The organism is Ensifer sp. D2-11 (genome assembly GCF_054161295.1).
Genome location: NZ_CP096435.1, coordinates 316512 through 332776 on the forward strand (window position 1 = coordinate 316512; position 16265 = coordinate 332776).

The following is a 16265-nucleotide window of genomic DNA, read 5'->3' on the forward strand; positions in this document are numbered from 1 at the left end:
ATAGTCCGTGAGAGCATTCTTGCAGCAGTTAGGATTTAAGGTCATAGGCACAGCGGAATCCGATATAGGCGACGTAGAAGTCGGCGGGCTTCCACTGCATGGACTCTTCCCGCATCTTGTCTGGACCGTACCACCACGAGCCCCCGGCGGTCAGCGCGTCGCCGCCTTCCCGGTCCGCGAGCCATTCCCAAACATTGCCACCCATGTCGTGGAGGCCATTGACGCCCTGCCGGGTGGCTCCTCGTGGCGCATGCCTCGCCCACGCGTCATCATCGCTGGTATTTGCCCCTTCAGGCGTCGCGCCGGTCGGATACCGATATGTAGTACCCGTGATGAAGCCTGCTGCCGACCCGCCGCCATGTTCCCGGTAGGCTGCCAGCCGCCATTCCTCGCGCGTCGGCAGGCGCCCGCCGACCCAAGCGCAGTAGCCTCTTGCCTCGTGCCAGCTGACATGCACGGCAGGTTCGAGTGTGTCTAGTGGTGGTTCACCATAGGGGGTGCGAAACGTCCAGCCGGGACGGCGTTCCCAGCCGTTTCCCCATTCATGGCCCCCGCCTTCCTGTTCGGCGGCCGTCTTCAGCTTCGTTGCTTCGGCGAAGACAGCGAAGTCACCGATGGTGACCTCGTTGCGGTCTATGGCAAAATCTCCGATGGCGATCCGGTCGCTGGCGCCAAGGACGGCAGGCGGTGCGACTAGGAATATTATCAATGTCAGGTACGCTTGGGTTGCGGGAAAGGCCACGTGACGACGCCTCCATAATTCTTGCCGGGATAGGGAGGTTGTTTAAGCGCGTCCGCGACGCCTGTCAGCCCGGTGTAGTGATCCGCCATCCGTTTGCGCATCGCCTGATCGGGAAGGTCGCCGTAAAGCGCACCCATGTTATCGACGACATGCTCGGGCTGACTGGTCGCAGGGATGACGTTGGTCACCGCCGGATGGGAGATAATCCATTTCAGGAAATATTGGGCCCAGGTCTCGATACCCAGTTCCCTTGCGAAATCCGGAACCGGCTGCCCGGCGACAGGCGTGAACAGCCGTGCCTTTTCAAAGGGAATGTTGACCTGGACTGCGACGCCGTTCGCAGAACATGCATCAAGCAGCCGCTGTTCGGCCGCCCGTGTCACGATCGTGTAGGCGATCTGCACGAAATCCAGCGTGCCCGTGTTCACGAGGCGCTCCATCGTGTCGTAATACTCGGGACTCCATTGCGTGATCCCGATGTAGCGGACGGAGCCCTCGGCTTTCTTGTGGGCCAGCCAGTGGCGCACCTGGTCGTGGTTCTCGAGGCTGTGAACTTGCAGAACGTCGATCCGCTCCCGCCAGAGCCTTTCGCGCGATTGCCTCAGTTGTCGCTCCGAATGGCTATTGTCCGAAAGATAGTCGCCTGTCGTCCATGTTTTGTTGGTGATGAAGATGTCGTCAGCGATACCGAGGTCCATGATGAAATCACCGACACAAACCTCGGCCATCCCGTAAAGCGGGGAAGTATCGATGACCCGCCCACCATTCTCGTGGAACAATCGGATGACATCACGAATATCATCTCGGGGCTCGCCGGGTAGGATGTCGAAAGTCTCGAAAGTGCCGAGGCCTATGGCCGGGATCATCTCGCCCGATTTCGGGATTGGGCGTCTGATCGGCGTGCGGCCGGCCTGTTGTGCGCCGGCCGGGCGAACCGGAAGAGCCGCAGCCAAAATCGATGTCGCAGCGACAGCTGCCGAGCCGGTCAGGAATGTCCGACGCTTCGTATGATGTCCTAAAGTCATGTCCCAGTCCCTATTGTGATAGAGGCAGACTAGGTGGCGGGCTGGCGCGGCGCGCGCCGGATCCTGATCATTTGCTCGATCCTGACCCATTTTTCGGCTTTGGCATCTGTTGGGGTATGGCGCCGTGCGCAGCCGTTCAGTGGAGCAATCCGCGACACAGGCACAGTCGGGGACCAAGCCGGCTGAGTTGCCGACGGAGACGAGGGATCAAACCAGCCTCAAGAACCTGCACCTCGCGGGCGTGAGGCTGATAAGCCAGTTACCGCAAAGCGCACGCGGGATCCCTCTCGTTTGGGATCGGGATAATCTGCCGGAAGTCTCCCGAGCGCTCGGCCAATGTGACAAGGCCGGGGCAGGGCCGGGCGTCGCCTGCATGACCTTAGTCAAGCTGGGACCTGACGCGCGGCCTATCGAGCGAATCGTCGGCTTCGCTAAATCAGCTTCCGGCAGGTGGATCGCTGCAATCAAATAAGCCGGCTTCAGGATTGGCGAATAAAGGAAAACGCCGCTCGGAGAGGACGGGCGGCGTTCGAGACGGGCTGAAACTTGGCGCTTACTTCGTCAGGCGCGCAATCATCGCGGCAGCTTTTTGGCCGATCTTCTCGAATTCCGAAACGAGCGCCGCCGCGTCGTCGGCTTCCTTGTAATGATCCAGCGAAGTAGCGCAGGCCTTCAAAAGATCCTTGCCCCGTTGCGGCGCCATGAAGGCCACGGTGAAGACCGCGATGCCGTTGTTTTTGGCCGTCGTGCAAGCCGCCTTGGTGACGGAGTCCGCCTTTTCCAGGTCACGGGGCGAGGTCTTGCCGTTGTAGCTCGTGTTTTCGCCGTCGGTCATGAACACGACGTACTTTTCCGGAGTTTTGTTCATTTGATTGGTCATAAGGTTGGTTCGGGGCCAGAATCTTGAACATAGAAACTGCTGCACACTTTTGGGCAACACGCATCAATGCTTCAGGCGCGATCCCTTGCAGTCGTGCTCGCATGATCGGGCGTGCAGGTGCGCCCAGGCGCCGCTGGGAAGAGAAGGCTCCAGCAACCACGGCGCAAGTGTCTGGAAGCGCGCCGAAGGCACGTGGACCGGGTCCGAGTAGCGGAACAGCGGGCCGGTCGGCTCGAAGAAAATCCGCTGCTGTTGCACCTCCGGTTGCTTCTCCATGCCGCAGACGGGTTCCAGGTGGCGCAGGACCTCGCGTGCTTTCCGCTTGCAGCCGATGTGGTCCGAATCGTCGGACGCGACCTCGTCGAAACTGATAAAGGCTGCGATGGCGGCATCCTTGCGGCCGGCGGCCAGAAGCGTGACCGCAAGCTTATAGCGAAGGATGCCCCGATGGGGGTGTCGCCCAACGAGCTTCTCGAAGGTTTTGCTTGCCTCGCCATAGGACCCCTGCTCCATCTGCGTATCGCCAAGCCGATGAAGGATTTCGTCGGCGTCCGGAAGCAACGATAACAGCCCGCGATAGAGAATTTCCGCCGCGGCGTGGTCGCCCCTATCGCTGCAGAGCTGTGCAAGTGCGTAGCGCGCTTGCACATGGCCGGGTATGGTACGGATCACCTGACGATATCCCGCTTCCGCCGCGTTGAATTCGCCCTGTGCATGCAGCGCTATCGCCCGCTCAAACACGAAGCCGACGCTGCGGCGGTTCAGCCTGTCATGCAGGTTTCGGCCCGTCCGGGTTCTGATAAGCACGCTGTGAACCGGATCCTTGTCCACCTCGCCTCTCGCTCGATCCTCGGTGCTTTGGGCGAGCGGCCCGTCGGGAAACGCCTGCAGCAAGCGTTCGAGCCTGGCGGAAGAGGGCTCGCAACGCTCGAACCGAATGCTCGTCCAACTTTCGCTCATGAGGAAGCCGGCGAGGGCGTCTGCCGCCTCGTTCTCCAGGCCGGGCATGCAGAGGAAGCCACTCTCGCCGATCACCAGAAGCTGGTCTGAGAAAAGCCCCGTGTCATTATCCTGGAGAGTCGTGACCTCCAGTGGCAGAAAAGCGTCGTAGCGATGGTCAGTCTGCTCCCGCCAGGCCAGGATGAACCACCGTTCCCGGCATGACAAGTATTCGTTCAGCTGGGTCCAGGACAGTAAATGATGAGATTCTGGATCTGAGAGATATACCCTGTTCCAATTTTCCCGAATTTTCTCAAATTCTCTAGCATAGCCAATAACATCGATCATCATCTTCGCCTCTCTGAGGCGGTATTCGCGATACCGACCAAAAAATGTTGATCCAATATGATAAAGCTAAAATAAAAAATCCAAGGCTCAAGGCCATCAATGTGTCTACGCAGTATAGAGCGAAGCGCCCGGTACAGGTGCGCCTCTTAAATTATTCTACCAGGCAGGAGCGCGGGATGCGAGCGGAAAAACAACGTGCGGTTTTATCGCCTTCCCAAACGACGGAAACGGGCGACCGCTTCAAAACCGAATTCTTACCGTCCGCGTTTTAATGCATGTGCCCAAAATGCAGGCTTTTGCTGTCGTTGCCCCCATAACCGGTGGTGGTTCAAAGCATAGACATGAAGGACACCGCACCGGTGAAAAGAGCGGCGGTCACCAAAAGGGCCACCAGGGTCAGCAACAGCCCGAGCAGCACCATCAATCCATCCCGCTCGATCAATCCGACCGCTATCACGCAGACCGCGACTACGGGCCCGATATTGCCAAATGGAATGGGAAGCGCAATCGCGACCGCCAGCGAAAAGACCGGGAGCGCCAGAACGTAGGGCAATGCGCCCCCGGTGAGCACCGCCATCCGCCCTGGTTGAATGACGCGCTCTATCCGCCTGACGATCGGATCGGCATGCCGCTGAAGAGCCGCAAACATGGAAGCGGAAAGCCTCTGGTTTCTCAAGAAGGATGGCAGCCAGAGCGAGCCCGCGCCGATAGCGAACTGCAAGGCGACGATTGCCATTGCCGAACCAAATACCATGCCGAACGGACCCGGGATCGGTATGAGAGCTGGCAGCGCGAGTATGAGCATAATGAAACCAAAGCTCGCTTCTCCGGTCGAGGCCAGCGCTTCGCCGATCGTCAGGCCACCGCGTTCGCGTGCTGTTACAGCAAGTCGATCAAGGGCAGTTGATGCCACGCCGCGCGTGAGGCGCTTTTTGCCGTGCTCCACCGCCATGATCAGGCTTCGCTATCCTGGCCGCTATCGGTTTTGAAAATCCGAACGAGGGGAGCGCAGTTCGGATCGTTCGCGTCCAAGAGTTGAACAGGCGCCGTCCAGCCGATCGCCACACCAATAGCAGTGGTGACCGCCCAGCCTGGTTCCTCGCCGGCGCGCAGCAGGAGCTGCGGCCCATGTGATGCGATACACTGCCGCGATTGCTGAAGGGCCGCAATGGGAACATCGGCCTGGTCGAACCGCTCACGCATTTCTACCTGAAGCGGATCGATGACGAAAAGCGCAAACAGCCAGGCTGCAATATCTGAGATCATGAAACCTCTCTCTGGTCCGGCAATCATGTCGGAAATGGTCCGACATCGCGAATGTGCCGAGAATTCGCCAGAGGGGCCCGGACCAGGGGAGCCTTAATGTGGGATTCATCTCGTGAGGTTCAAGGCGTCGGTGACGCCTGGGCTCTACTTACAATGCTTCTGCAGCGCATCTGGACCCGGCCCACTCGTTGCGATCCTCGGTCTGGCACACCATTCATGCAAGGCGACCACCCGGACGCATTGCGCGGGCGATATTGGCAAACGCCGCCGCCGGATCGGCAAAGATCATAGTGCCAAACCGGCTGATGCAAAGGTCGAAGCCGGCCGCGGGAAATGCGTGATACTGGCATTGCCTTGCTCGAAAACAATATTCCGCAATCCGGCTTCGTTGGCACGTCGTCTCGCAATCTCAAGCATCTCCTGCGTCGTATCCACGCCGACAGCATGGCCATCCATTGCGACACGGGCGGCCGTCACGCGTCGTTTGTCCTGCCCGGCTGCCGATATCGAGCACGCGATCTCGTGTGCAGCCGCTGGCGGGCCGCGCGCAGATGCTGATCACGCCAGCGCAATTCTATCCACTGCCGTCCGCGCGAGAGCCTCGCCGTGGGCAATTGGGAAAACCGGACCGGCCGTGCCGTGAATAACGAGAAGTGGCACCTTCATCTCGTTCAGCGGCCCCTGCCATGCCGTGGAGTCTTGGCAGCTGTTGGTGCGACGTCGATGACTCTTTTCATGTCGTTCGAACGTCCTTGTCGCGACCGCCTTCGCGCGGTTTGATCGTCATGAGGAAAAGAACATGGATCTGGATGGAAAGCGAATAGTCGTCGTCGGCGGAAGTCGGGGCTTGGGACTGGGCATGGCCGAGGCGTTTGTGTCACGCGCGGCCAATGTCACCGTCGTGGCTCGCGACGCGACGACCTTGTGGGGGCTGGGCGAGCAACTGGCCGTCACCACCGTATCGGCGGACGCAACCAGTGCCGACGCCGCGATACGGATCATGTCAGAGATACAACCTGATATCGTCATCATGAATGCTGGTGCCGAGCCGCACATGGAACGCATTGACCGAGTTGACTGGGAGGCATTCACGACCAACTGGAATGTGGACGTCAAAGCCACATTGCACTGGGTCCAGGCCGCTCTCACACTGCCAATGGCGTCGGGCGGGCTAGTCGTCCTAGTCTCTAGCGGCGCCGCAGTGCAGGGGTCGCCGCTATCGGGAGGCTATGCAGGAGCAAAGCGGGCGCAGTGGTTTATCGCAAAATATGCTGAGGGCTTGTCGACCCAGCTCGACTTGGGTGTGCGATTCCGGGTCATTGTTCCCCGCCAGATGTTCGCCGGAACCGGCGTGGGCAACGCCGGAATTGCCGGCTATGCTGCAGCAGCGGGCCGATCTTTCGCCGAACAGGCCGCTACCTGGCCCGACATGACACCACGTGGCTTTGGCGATACGATAGCCGAGCTGATTGGCACGACGGCGCTTGCCGATGCAATGATCTACGCCGTGCGTGGCGATACTGGTGTGACGGTCATCGAATGACGGATGAAGCTGCTCTCCAAGCAGAAGCGAAGAACTCGCTGTACGCGGCGCTGGCCAAAGAGGCGGATGCCGTTCGCGCAGAACTGCACCGCTATGCTGCCCGATTGGTCGGCTCGGTGATCGATGGCGAAGATGTGATACAGGACGCGTTAGCCAGCGCGTTCGCGATGGTCGGCTCGATCTCGCCGGGCACGCCGCTGCGACCATGGCTCTTTCGAATTGTTCACAATCGAGCCATTGATACGCTGCGCCAGCGCAGTACCCGCCGGTCAGAGCCGCTGGAGACGGCCTTTGATCTTGCAGATGTCAGCGCGGTGGATCCGGAGGACGCGCTGATCCGGCAGGACACGGTGCGGATCGCTTTGGCCCACTTTGCCAGATTGCCGGTGCCGCAGCGTAGTGCCGTCATCCTCAAGGATGTGTTGGGGGAGTCGCTCGTCGATATCGCTGCACTGCTGGAATTGAGTGTCGATGCTGTCAAAGCCCATCTGTCACGGGGTCGGGCAGGGTTGCGGTCCGTCTCCGAATCGCGGTCGGAAGTTCCGCTGCCGCCAACTGCCGAGGTCCTGAACTTCGCGGCGTTGTTCAATGCAAGGGACTGGGTCGCCCTGCGCCGACTGCTCGCTGAGGATGTCCGGCTTCGTCAGGCGCGACGGCCGGAGGTCTCTGGTCCCGCGGAAGTTGGTCGATTCTTTACCTACTATGCGGAATACCCACGGGTCTGGATCGAACCTGGTCGGTTGGAAGGCCGGGAAATATTGCTGGTCTCGGCCGAGCCGTCCGGCGCTCCTACTTACTTCATGCTGCTCGAATGGAGGGACCAAAAGATAACCCTGATCCGCGACCATCGTTACGCGGCCTATGTCATGGAGAATGCGGCCGTGACACCGGCCGCATAACGACGTGGACCTTAAGCTCTCGTCTTCTCCCCGCAACTCCCATCACTGTTCATCTGCATCGTCTCAGTGCAGTCGCTCATTGGAAGGCCGTGATTTGGCCAAGCGCCTGACGTACCAACGAGACCACCTCGCCCTGAAAACCTGACATCACCAAGCCAGTTCATGGGATCTATCATTTCTGCACAATGCAGAAAAGATTGCCGTCCGGGTCTTGCAAGACCACGTAGTCGGCGTTCTGCGGGTAGCGCCACGGGTATTGCTTCGCTCCAATCGTCAGCAAACGGCGAACCTCCTCCTGCGGGCGATCGGTATAAAGGTCCATGTGCAGCCAGCTTCTCCGCCAACTCCTGCGATCGCGAGCCTGAAAGGAAATATTTGGACCGTGGCCCTCGGGATCGAAAAGCACAATCCAGTCACTGCTGGCGGGCGCACGCGGAACATAATGCAAGGCTTCCTGCCAAAACGCGACCATGCGTTCAAATTCGTAGCAGTGGATCACGATCGAACCGATTTTGATCATTCTGTACACTCCGCTATATGGGCGTTATCTGCGCCTCGCCGTCGGCCATACGGAATATTTCTGCGAGCACTTATAGCCGCTTCGACCACTGCGATCACAGGAGTGGCTTGCGATTGAAGCCCCTCACTTCTTTCCGTTAACAAACGCAAAAGTCAGCGGGGCCGAGGCCTTTCCCAAGAGCTCGACTAGCAGGCGGCCCGTTTCAGCGCTGTTGTCGCGCGTTGGATTGTTTCCAGACCAACCGCTGCATCGCTCTTGAGCGCGACGTTCGCGACCCTGGCCATTCGCCGCGGGGAAGAGCCCTCGCCACACGAAAATCCTCGGCTGGCATCATAGCGTTGTCGAGCACATCGGCGTCGAGATGAACGAAAATAGCCATCGAGCTCGGCGCGACCGAGGCTTTGGACGGCCATGCGCGCTGCAGTTTCTGGTCCCTGTGCGCGGATGCGATGAATATCGAACGCAGTCAATTCGGCGGGTAGGGGCTGGCTTCCTGCCTGCCTCATGCTGGTCCTCGTGATCCCTGAAGCCGAAGGCGACGGCCCTTCGTCGAGCCTTTCCAGCGTCCGAGGCCTTCGAGGGTTGCAAGGGGCGGTTCGGGCCAGAACTGCTGCGGTCAAGGGCCTAAGAAAAATCCGCTTTGAACTGTAAGCGAACACAACGAGTCGAGACCGGCATCTCGTCTCTCGCCTCAACTGGAGGAATAACCGTGAAGGCACGCATCTCTGTTCTGACGCTTGGCGTAGCCGACCTCGAGCGGTCGCTCGCCTTTTACCGCGACGGTCTGAAACTGCCCACGCAAGGCAGCGTCGGCCGCGAGTTCGAGCATGGCGCCGTCGCGTTCTTCGACCTCGCGAGCGGCATGAAACTGGCGATCTGGGCGCAGGAGGACCTGGCGCATGACAGCGGTCTGCCGATGACCCCAACCAGCGCGACGTCTTTCTCGGTCGGCCACAACGTCTCCAGCCGAAGCGAGGTAGACGAGGTCATGGAACAGGCGCGTCGTGCCGGGGCTCGCATTGTGAAACCCGCGCAGGAATCCTTCTACGGTGGTTATGCGGGATATTTCACCGACCCGGACGGTCATTTGTGGGAGGTCGTGTGGAACCCGGCGAATCTGCCGCGAGACTAAGAGAACGACTTCGACCGGCGGAGACGGATTGGATGACTGATGCGCTGACCGGTAGCACATGAGCGGCGGCCGAATAACTGAGCACGACAGCGCCGGCTTGCTCGATCTCTGTTGCCGCAATCACGGCCGATGCTTGCGCAAATGCGCCCAAAACATCGATCGATGTAGCACAACACGTAAGTGAGTGTCGTTCAGGCGGTGGTCCACGTCGACAAGGAGATCGTCAGCGCTGCACGTCGTCTGCTTGACTTTTCCGAAAGCGGCCGCCCTGGCCGGATTGCCGGAACTCGAGTGCTTGCCATCCCCTGACGCCTTATGTTGCAGCCTACATGCTGGCGGATAGGATTCGGATTCTGCCTGTCCTGCATGGCGCCCAGATGTGGCCCAGCGAGTTCGATGACGAGTAGAAGCGGCCCCACTTCCTACTTCGTGGATCCCTGCAATGTCCTGAGCACGCCGATGGCGCCGACCGGCTTGTCGCGGAACTTTCGGGGTGGCTTTTGCCCCGATCTTGGCGTTGCCGACGCGTAGCGAGTTACTCGGATAGGCTCGGCGATTTTGGCAAGTAAGTGGCCGCTGCTCGACGTTTCCACATACGAAGCTATCTACCTCCTGAAAAGCGGGACGCCTTATGTCCCGTACCGCCGCTCTGTTACGTGGCCTTTCGATCGGAGGGAGGACCGATATGCTGTTCCGTCCTGGAGCTCTCGTCGCAGCGACCATGCTCCTTGGCTTGCCGGCGTCTGCTGAGGAGACTGTGCGGATATCCGGCTGGGGTGGGTCCGAGGTCGCCATTGTCAACGGGTTACTGACGAACGTTCTTGCCGAAAAGCTGGCGAAAGAGGGAATCAGGGTAAAGTACGAGCCTGTTGATGGCGACTATTCGCAATTCATCATCAACAGCCTGTCGGCGGGCACCGCCCCGGATCTTTTTTACGTCGATACCTTTTGGGCGCGGTCAGTATTCAGCGCCGGTCAAGCCGCGCCGGTAACAAACGACGTTTCTGGTTTTGCAGCCAATCTCCTCACGGCCTTCACCTACGATGGGAAGCTTTACTCAATCCCCAAGGACTTCAATACGCTGGCCATACATTTCAACAAGGACATCTTCGATGACGCGGGGGTCGGCTATCCGAGCGACGACGACACGTGGACGACGCTGCAAGACAAATTAGTGGCCGTGCACAAGTCGCTTCCGGAGGTCGACGGTCTCTGTGTTGTTCCGGAATATGCCCGGTTCGGCGCCTTTGCATTGTCGACAGGCTGGTCTCCCTTTGATACTCGGGGAAAAACCGTACTGGATGAGCGCTTTCGTCGGGCTTTCGATTTCTATACCGGCCTCGTGAAGTCCGGGGCCGCCGTTATGGCCGCCGACGCGGGGCACAGCTGGACCGGCGGTTGCTTGGCGTCCGAGCGGGCTGCCGTAGCGATAGAGGGTGCTTGGATACTCAGCGCGCTGCGCGATAGTGCTCCAAACATGAATCTCGGCACTGTCCGGATGCCGAAAGACCCTGAAAGCGGCAAACGAGGCAATATCGTCTTCTCCGTCGGTTGGACCGTCAACGCGGCCTCGAAGGTCAGTAAGGCTGCTGCAAAAGTCGCCGAGCTCCTAACCACCGAGGAGGCCCAGCAATGGGTTTTGGAGCAGGGGCTGGCGCTCCCGAGCCGGATAAGTTTGACTGACAACCCCTGGCTGCGGGGCGGCCAGCCTGAACAGATCGCAAGCCGAGTGATCCTTGAAGGCCTCTCAGACGATCACGTTACGCCGTATTTTTTCAGAGACGTCGGAGGGAGTTGGATGCAGCCGATCAATGCTGCGCTCAATTCTGTCATCCTCGGGGAGGAGGATGCGAACACAGCTTTGCCATCGGCACAAAGCGCCTTTGATCGGATGCTCGCCAAGTAAGTTGCTCTCGGGCTAGCAACGGAACGCGCGAAGCAGCCGCCCGCGGGAGGAGCATGCATGTCACGAGCAAGGTCAGAAGAGAGGAGCGGCTGGCTCTTCGTATTGCCCTTTACAATCTCGATGATGCTGTTTTTCGTCTACGCGATTGTTCGGACAGCTTACTACAGCTTTACTGATTTCGACTTGTTCGAGGCTTCAAGCTTTGTCGGGATGTCCAATTACACTGCACTGGTCTCCGACGAACTTTTCCTCCTCGCCTTGCGCAACACTATCGGCTTCTCGCTCGTCGTCACAACCGCCCAAACCGCGCTCGCACTTACTCTGGCGGTTCTCGTGAACCATGCCGTCCGGGCGAGGGGACTCATTCGAACGGTGTTTTACCTGCCATCTATCATGTCCAGTGCGGCCATGACGCTTATCTTCCTGTGGCTCTTTCAGAGGAATGGCTTCATGACCGCAATCGTCAGCGTCGTGCTTGCTTACCGCCAGCACATCCTTTTCTTCCTCGTGGGCATGGCTGCTCTGCAGGGCGCGCTCGTTCTCAACGCGCGACGCAGCTACGAAGGTGTTTCGATCTTCGATCCATTCTTTCTGCTCGTCGCCGCCGTCGGCGCGCTGGCCCTTGCTGTTTCCTGTGCCCTCGCGGGATTACTGTCTGTTTTCGACAACAATCTGGCTATTTCCTGGCTAAATACGCAGCGCCGCTTCCTTTTCATGCCGGTCACGCTCTGGTCGGTGGCGTTGATGAACGTTTTTACGACGGTCCCGACGCTGATGCTGTTGTTCCTGGCGGGCCTGCAGTCGATCCCGAGCAGCTTATACGACGCGGCCGAGGTCGACGGAGCCAACGCTTTCCAGCGATTTCGCCACATAACCGTGCCGGCGCTCCGGCCGGTAACCTTTGCCGTCGTGACGATGGGCGTCATTGGTACCCTACAAATGTTCGACCAGGTTGCGATTCTAGGAGATGCGGCTCCCCTCGCAAGTCGAGTAACGCTTGCCTACTACGTTTATGAGAACGCCTTTCCAGCAGGCGCCTCCTCGAGAATCGGTATGGCAAGTGCTGCGGCCCTCGTCCTTGGCGTTCTTACAATCGCAGCCGTCTACGTGCAAAAAACGGTCGGCGTGAAGGAAAAGGGCGAATGATGGCGAGCACGCCGGCTGCCAAAGTCCCGCCCTCGCGCCGCCGTTTGCCGGCTGGCGCGCTTCGTCGGCGGCAGCTTGCGGCGAGTGCCTGGGTATATTTGGCCTTTCTTGCGGTCGCGACCATCATGGCGGGGACATTCGTTCTTGCCTTTATAGCGAGCTTGAAGGTCGATCCACTCGAGAGACCGTTCCGCATCTATTTCGATCAACTCAATCCGGCCGCATGGATCGCCGCCGCTCGCTTGGGGCAGGAGGGTGCGGGTGACGCTTTGTGGGGAGGGCTTGCTCCTGGCGCCAAAGTTGACTTCAGTGTGACGTACGCGGCACCCGCCGATGCTACGATTGTTGAACCCAGAGCCGAGATTCCTCGCCGCCGCCCGGGCTCGGGCATCGCCGCTGCGCTCATGCGGCATTATGCGGCGGATTATGCGTCAATCGCATTGAGAAGCTCCAGTTCGGCAACGGTGCAGGCTCGTGACGGGAGGGGAATTCGGCAGGGTTGGCAGACGCGGACATTCGTCTATGAGATCGCCTACCGCACCGACCGCCAGAATGGCCCCTGGATAGAACGTACGCCCCTCAATCTTACCGCTCCGACCTCTCAAACGCTTATCGACAGCCCGATTTCGCCATCCCGAACCGAGCGTCGCGGACGTTTGCTGAGCTGGGACAACATCACACCAGGCGCTCTCGGGTTGATCTTCAACAACTACCGGAGGGTGATAAGCGAGACGGCTGACTTGCAGACCGGGAAGAGCCTGCTTGGAAGCTGGCTGGGCAATAGTCTTGCGATCGCCACTGGGCGCCTGGTCCTGACGCTCGTCGTCGCTAGCCTTGCGGGGTATGCGCTCGCGCGGCTCAAGTTCAGGGGTAGCCGCATACTGTTCGCTGCAGCACTCTTCTCAATGACGATCCCGGCGCAAGTGACCTTCGTGTCAAACTATCTGATTTTCAGGGATCTGTCGCTTCTGAACACACCCTGGAGCGTAATCGTCGTTTTCGTCGCCTCAGCCAACGTCCTCTTGATGAAACAGTTTTTCGAGGGGTTTCCAAGAGAGATAGAGGAAGCTGCAATTGTCGACGGCGCCAGCCGTTTTCAAGTGTTCTACAAGATCGTTCTGCCAAACGCCAAACCGGCCTTGTTGGTTAACGCGATTCTCGCGTTTCAAGGCGCCTGGAACGACTTCTTTTGGCCCCTCGTCCTCATCACCAGCCCACCCGAAGCGCTGACGGTCCAAGTCGGGCTTCTCAGCCTACGTCGTGCGTTCGGGGGTGTGCAGGGTGATTGGGGGCTCGTTTTGGCAGGTGCGTTCATCTCGATCGTGCCAGTCGTTATCCTTTTCGTGCTCTTCCAGCGGCACATTGTCTCCACTCAGTTCGCCAAGGGCACCACATAGCGATACAACCCACAGCCGTCCTTTGTGAGTGCCGGAGTGCGAATTGCTGGTACATGCTTTATTCATAACGGAGTGCTTCCAACGGCGACTTTTGCGATGCGCGGATCGCCAGATAAGCCTAGAAACGAGGCCAACCAGTGCCGAGAAAAAGAAAGCAAGCAGAACCAGGGCAGCCGAAAGCTCGACCGCTCGACCCGCATTCCGAGCTGCTGTTCGGCGAAGACTGCCCCGCCGAGGCCGATCGCGGCCCCTGCATTCAAACTCTCCTGTTTACACGCTTTCAAATGTCACAGCGCCAGCTCCTTATCGCGCCTGCGCTCGAGCGTGCCGATGTGTTTGGGTAGAAGCCTGGTGGTCGTGATGGCAGGAGGCGCGGAACCTGCGATTCCCGTCTGCGTTGTTCGTCAGTCAATGGAAGGAGGCCTTGGATGGCAGACGACAAGACTAAGACGGCAGCTGACCGCCGACTGGTATCAGGCACCCAGAAATACGAGGTCGACTACTTCGCGCGGAAGCACGGCATCGCTGCTGCAGATGCACGCCGCATCATCAAACAGCACGGCAACGACCGCGACGCTGCCGACAAAGCGGCCAGCCGGCTGAAGGGCTAGAGGCGGGTGTGTCGCGACCACAAAGGAAGCCTAGGCTGAAAGCCCGCTTCTATCTCTCTTAGCGGGACGGCCCGTCCTCTCGCAGCCATCCGGATGCTCTCCTGCACTGTGGGACTGAGCGGTTGCCGTTGTATTATGTCCGAACACCAACTGCGGATAAAAAAATAGTCAGCACATGTCTTAGTTTATTTGTAGCTAAATTAGACTTTGGTAGTGTTTCCGCGTCATGGGATGGAGGATTTCTATGGAGCGCATTCAGCCGCAAGCCGCAATCACAGAGGCTGCAACCACAATGTGGTCAGTGACGGAGTTTTGCCGAGGGCAAAACATGTGCGAGGAAGAAAAACGGCGCTTGACCCGCCTCTTCGGCCGGTTCGCCACGGCTCGCGAGTTGCTTCACAACGCTAAACGCGCTCCTAAGTGGAGATATTGAGGGTTAGGGCGAGGGCGTCCCGGGCGCACACCGAACGAAAAAGACCCGGCGCTAAGGCCGGACAGCGACAGGTTTAGCTCGACACGTCAATTCACGCGACGGTGCCGGCCTCGAGCGGGCGCGGTCGAAAGCGCCTTCGCCGCAGAAATGAATGCACACGGTGGAATGAGCGACCCGCAACGCGCGTGACTACCAGTTATAGTAGGAAAATCGTGAGAACGCTGCGCGCTTACAGAAGAATCGGTATCTGGCGGCGCGATGCAAGAAGCCGCCGAGGCATCGTCGGCGGCCCTTGGACGGCCAGTACGCCGCCGATCGTAACCCCCACTGCAAGGGATGGGGTGATGGCCCCCGGCCCGTGGGAATGATGCGAGACGATCAGGTCACACTCTTACAGTGTTGCAACGGGGCCTATAAACTGAACTGATAAGAAATCGGCAGCCAACGATAGCCTCTATCCTTCCGCTCAACAAACCCGAGCGAGGGGAATGACGTATGGTATCCGGCGACAGGAAGCCGATCGGTTGCAACCATGTCATAGATGTGCCGCCGGGTCTCCGCGCCTTTGGCCTTATCCATGTCGAAAAAAGCGTGCCACTCGGGATGCGCAAGCGATGCTACCTCGTGATGGGCGCAATCGCCCCAGACGAGCAGTTGTTTGCCCTCGCTTTCGACGTGAAACGCGAGGTGGCCAGGTGTATGCCCATAGGCCTCAACCGCACGAATGCCGGGAACTACCTCACCACCCGGTTTGAGGAAGCTTGTACGTTCGGCCAAGGGAACGACATTGCTGGCGAAGAGCTTTGCCGACACATACTCGTTGTCGCTGGGAGGAGCCGCGAGACGGTCCTCGGACGACCAGAAATCGAACTCCACATCCCCGATTGCATATCGCGCGTTCGGGAATAGTGGTCTTCCACCCTCGACGAGGCCGCCGATATGATCAGCATGGCCGTGGGTCAGTACCACGACGTCGATCTGCTCCGGCGTGAACCCGGCCGGGCCTAACAGGTTTGCGAGCCAGCCGCCATTGGGCCGCGGGACGAAACCGTTTTCGCCGTTGCCGGTATCGAAGAGCACGAGCTCTTTGCCCGTGTTCACGATTGTGGGGGTAAAGCCTGGCCGAAATTTCCTTTCGGGAAGTAGGCTCTGCCGCATCAACTCTTCGACTTCGGTCTGCGGGCGATCTTGCCCGACGATCGGCCACGGTCCATCGAGCACGGGGCCGGCATCGAGGATATTGGTCACTTCAAATCTTCCGAGCTTGAAACGATAGTGGGTTGGCATTGACGGGCCGAGCGGCATGCCAGCACCTTGTGCCGCCGACCCGAACAGGCCGGTTATTGCCGGAGCTGCTATCAGCGCAGCGGCCGAGGCCAGCACTTGTCGTCGAGATAACTGGGGTAGAAGCATCATGCGGCATCCTCCTCCACGTGGGTACTTATCTCAGCTGCTCCCACTGCGCTCGAAGCAATGAG

General features: G+C 59.3%; 16 protein-coding genes and 4 pseudogenes. 10 read left to right on the forward strand and 10 right to left on the reverse strand.

Going from position 1 to position 16265, the window contains the following annotated elements; genetic code table 11:
• Positions 1–28: 28 nt before the first annotated feature.
• Positions 29–742 (reverse strand): formylglycine-generating enzyme family protein, encoded by a 714-nt coding sequence (locus M1D34_RS27240; RefSeq protein WP_498785766.1) that lies wholly within the window; start codon positions 740–742, stop codon positions 29–31.
• Positions 712–1767 (reverse strand): aldo/keto reductase, encoded by a 1056-nt coding sequence (locus M1D34_RS27245; RefSeq protein ID WP_498785768.1) that lies wholly within the window; start codon positions 1765–1767, stop codon positions 712–714. The genes M1D34_RS27240 and M1D34_RS27245 overlap by 31 nt, the downstream gene beginning before the upstream one ends.
• Positions 1768–2021: 254 nt before the next feature.
• Between M1D34_RS27245 and M1D34_RS27250 the strand changes: the two are divergent.
• Positions 2022–2239 (forward strand): annotated as a pseudogene (locus M1D34_RS27250) (hypothetical protein); the annotation flags it as partial.
• A gap of 81 nt (positions 2240–2320) precedes the next feature.
• Here the strand turns inward: M1D34_RS27250 and M1D34_RS27255 are convergent.
• From M1D34_RS27255 to M1D34_RS27280, 6 genes and pseudogenes are all read right to left on the reverse strand, one after another.
• Positions 2321–2635, reverse strand: a complete 315-nt coding sequence (locus M1D34_RS27255) for a hypothetical protein (protein ID WP_498785770.1) — start codon at positions 2633–2635, stop codon at positions 2321–2323.
• A gap of 75 nt (positions 2636–2710) precedes the next feature.
• Complete coding sequence (locus M1D34_RS27260; RefSeq protein ID WP_498785772.1) at positions 2711–3937, reverse strand: tetratricopeptide repeat protein; 1227 nt, start codon at positions 3935–3937, stop codon at positions 2711–2713.
• A gap of 325 nt (positions 3938–4262) precedes the next feature.
• Entirely contained in the window at positions 4263–4886 is a 624-nt protein-coding gene (locus tag M1D34_RS27265) for an exopolysaccharide biosynthesis protein (RefSeq protein ID WP_498785774.1), read from the reverse strand.
• A 2-nt stretch (positions 4887–4888) separates the two neighbouring features.
• Positions 4889–5200 (reverse strand): hypothetical protein, encoded by a 312-nt coding sequence (locus M1D34_RS27270; protein WP_498785775.1) that lies wholly within the window; start codon positions 5198–5200, stop codon positions 4889–4891.
• A 151-nt stretch (positions 5201–5351) separates the two neighbouring features.
• Positions 5352–5778: pseudogene (locus tag M1D34_RS27275) on the reverse strand (class I SAM-dependent methyltransferase); the annotation flags it as partial.
• Positions 5777–5896, reverse strand: a pseudogene (locus tag M1D34_RS27280) (alpha/beta hydrolase); the annotation flags it as partial. The pseudogenes M1D34_RS27280 and M1D34_RS27275, both read right to left, overlap by 2 nt.
• Before the next feature lie 103 nt (positions 5897–5999).
• Here M1D34_RS27280 and M1D34_RS27285 point away from each other — a divergent pair.
• Together M1D34_RS27285 and M1D34_RS27290 are read left to right on the forward strand one after the other, a co-directional pair.
• The gene (locus tag M1D34_RS27285) at positions 6000–6743 is read left to right on the forward strand and encodes an SDR family NAD(P)-dependent oxidoreductase (protein ID WP_498785777.1); all 744 of its coding nucleotides are present in this window, start codon (positions 6000–6002) and stop codon (positions 6741–6743) included.
• Positions 6740–7642, forward strand: a complete 903-nt coding sequence (locus M1D34_RS27290; protein WP_498785779.1) for a sigma-70 family RNA polymerase sigma factor — start codon at positions 6740–6742, stop codon at positions 7640–7642. The genes M1D34_RS27285 and M1D34_RS27290 overlap by 4 nt, the downstream gene beginning before the upstream one ends.
• A 172-nt stretch (positions 7643–7814) precedes the next feature.
• Here M1D34_RS27290 and M1D34_RS27295 read toward each other — a convergent pair whose 3' ends face one another.
• Complete coding sequence (locus M1D34_RS27295; protein WP_498785780.1) at positions 7815–8162, reverse strand: VOC family protein; 348 nt, start codon at positions 8160–8162, stop codon at positions 7815–7817.
• Positions 8163–8871: 709 nt separating this feature from the next.
• On the opposite strand from M1D34_RS27295, the gene M1D34_RS27300 reads away from it, so the two are divergent.
• The 7 genes and pseudogenes from M1D34_RS27300 (at position 8872) to M1D34_RS27330 (ending at position 14787) form a co-directional block, all read left to right on the forward strand.
• Positions 8872–9294: a VOC family protein gene (locus M1D34_RS27300; protein ID WP_498785782.1), complete on the forward strand. Its 423-nt coding sequence runs from the start codon at positions 8872–8874 to the stop codon at positions 9292–9294.
• Positions 9295–9486: 192 nt separating this feature from the next.
• A pseudogene (locus M1D34_RS27305) lies at positions 9487–9701 on the forward strand (type II toxin-antitoxin system RelE/ParE family toxin); the annotation flags it as partial.
• A gap of 278 nt (positions 9702–9979) precedes the next feature.
• Positions 9980–11200, forward strand: coding sequence for an extracellular solute-binding protein (locus tag M1D34_RS27310; protein ID WP_498785784.1), 1221 nt, complete (start codon positions 9980–9982; stop codon positions 11198–11200).
• A gap of 57 nt (positions 11201–11257) precedes the next feature.
• On the forward strand, positions 11258–12346 hold the full coding sequence (locus tag M1D34_RS27315; protein ID WP_498785786.1) for a carbohydrate ABC transporter permease: 1089 nt from the start codon (positions 11258–11260) through the stop codon (positions 12344–12346).
• Complete coding sequence (locus tag M1D34_RS27320; RefSeq protein ID WP_498785788.1) at positions 12343–13743, forward strand: carbohydrate ABC transporter permease; 1401 nt, start codon at positions 12343–12345, stop codon at positions 13741–13743. Before M1D34_RS27315 ends, M1D34_RS27320 begins: the two co-directional genes overlap by 4 nt.
• Before the next feature lie 428 nt (positions 13744–14171).
• Positions 14172–14354, forward strand: coding sequence for a DUF3606 domain-containing protein (locus M1D34_RS27325; RefSeq protein WP_027992259.1), 183 nt, complete (start codon positions 14172–14174; stop codon positions 14352–14354).
• A 244-nt stretch (positions 14355–14598) separates the two neighbouring features.
• Entirely contained in the window at positions 14599–14787 is a 189-nt protein-coding gene (locus tag M1D34_RS27330; RefSeq protein WP_498785790.1) for a hypothetical protein, read from the forward strand.
• 411 nt (positions 14788–15198) lie between these two features.
• Here M1D34_RS27330 and M1D34_RS27335 read toward each other — a convergent pair whose 3' ends face one another.
• Positions 15199–16203, reverse strand: a complete 1005-nt coding sequence (locus tag M1D34_RS27335; RefSeq protein ID WP_498785791.1) for an MBL fold metallo-hydrolase — start codon at positions 16201–16203, stop codon at positions 15199–15201.
• Positions 16204–16265 lie beyond the last annotated feature (62 nt).

What these genes read in the sequence shown, in the direction of transcription:
- M1D34_RS27270 (WP_498785775.1), bottom strand. Translation starts at nt 5,200, where the DNA reads ATGATCTCAGATATTGCAGCCTGGCTGTTTGCGCTTTTCGTCATCGAT.
- M1D34_RS27325 (WP_027992259.1), top strand. Translation starts at nt 14,172, where the DNA reads ATGGCAGACGACAAGACTAAGACGGCAGCTGACCGCCGACTGGTATCA.
- M1D34_RS27245 (WP_498785768.1), bottom strand. Translation starts at nt 1,767, where the DNA reads ATGACTTTAGGACATCATACGAAGCGTCGGACATTCCTGACCGGCTCG.
- M1D34_RS27265 (WP_498785774.1), bottom strand. Translation starts at nt 4,886, where the DNA reads ATGGCGGTGGAGCACGGCAAAAAGCGCCTCACGCGCGGCGTGGCATCA.
- M1D34_RS27260 (WP_498785772.1), bottom strand. Translation starts at nt 3,937, where the DNA reads ATGATGATCGATGTTATTGGCTATGCTAGAGAATTTGAGAAAATTCGG.
- M1D34_RS27255 (WP_498785770.1), bottom strand. Translation starts at nt 2,635, where the DNA reads ATGAACAAAACTCCGGAAAAGTACGTCGTGTTCATGACCGACGGCGAA.
- M1D34_RS27295 (WP_498785780.1), bottom strand. Translation starts at nt 8,162, where the DNA reads ATGATCAAAATCGGTTCGATCGTGATCCACTGCTACGAATTTGAACGC.
- M1D34_RS27310 (WP_498785784.1), top strand. Translation starts at nt 9,980, where the DNA reads ATGCTGTTCCGTCCTGGAGCTCTCGTCGCAGCGACCATGCTCCTTGGC.
- M1D34_RS27290 (WP_498785779.1), top strand. Translation starts at nt 6,740, where the DNA reads ATGACGGATGAAGCTGCTCTCCAAGCAGAAGCGAAGAACTCGCTGTAC.
- M1D34_RS27330 (WP_498785790.1), top strand. Translation starts at nt 14,599, where the DNA reads ATGGAGCGCATTCAGCCGCAAGCCGCAATCACAGAGGCTGCAACCACA.
- M1D34_RS27320 (WP_498785788.1), top strand. Translation starts at nt 12,343, where the DNA reads ATGATGGCGAGCACGCCGGCTGCCAAAGTCCCGCCCTCGCGCCGCCGT.
- M1D34_RS27335 (WP_498785791.1), bottom strand. Translation starts at nt 16,203, where the DNA reads ATGATGCTTCTACCCCAGTTATCTCGACGACAAGTGCTGGCCTCGGCC.
- M1D34_RS27315 (WP_498785786.1), top strand. Translation starts at nt 11,258, where the DNA reads ATGTCACGAGCAAGGTCAGAAGAGAGGAGCGGCTGGCTCTTCGTATTG.
- M1D34_RS27285 (WP_498785777.1), top strand. Translation starts at nt 6,000, where the DNA reads ATGGATCTGGATGGAAAGCGAATAGTCGTCGTCGGCGGAAGTCGGGGC.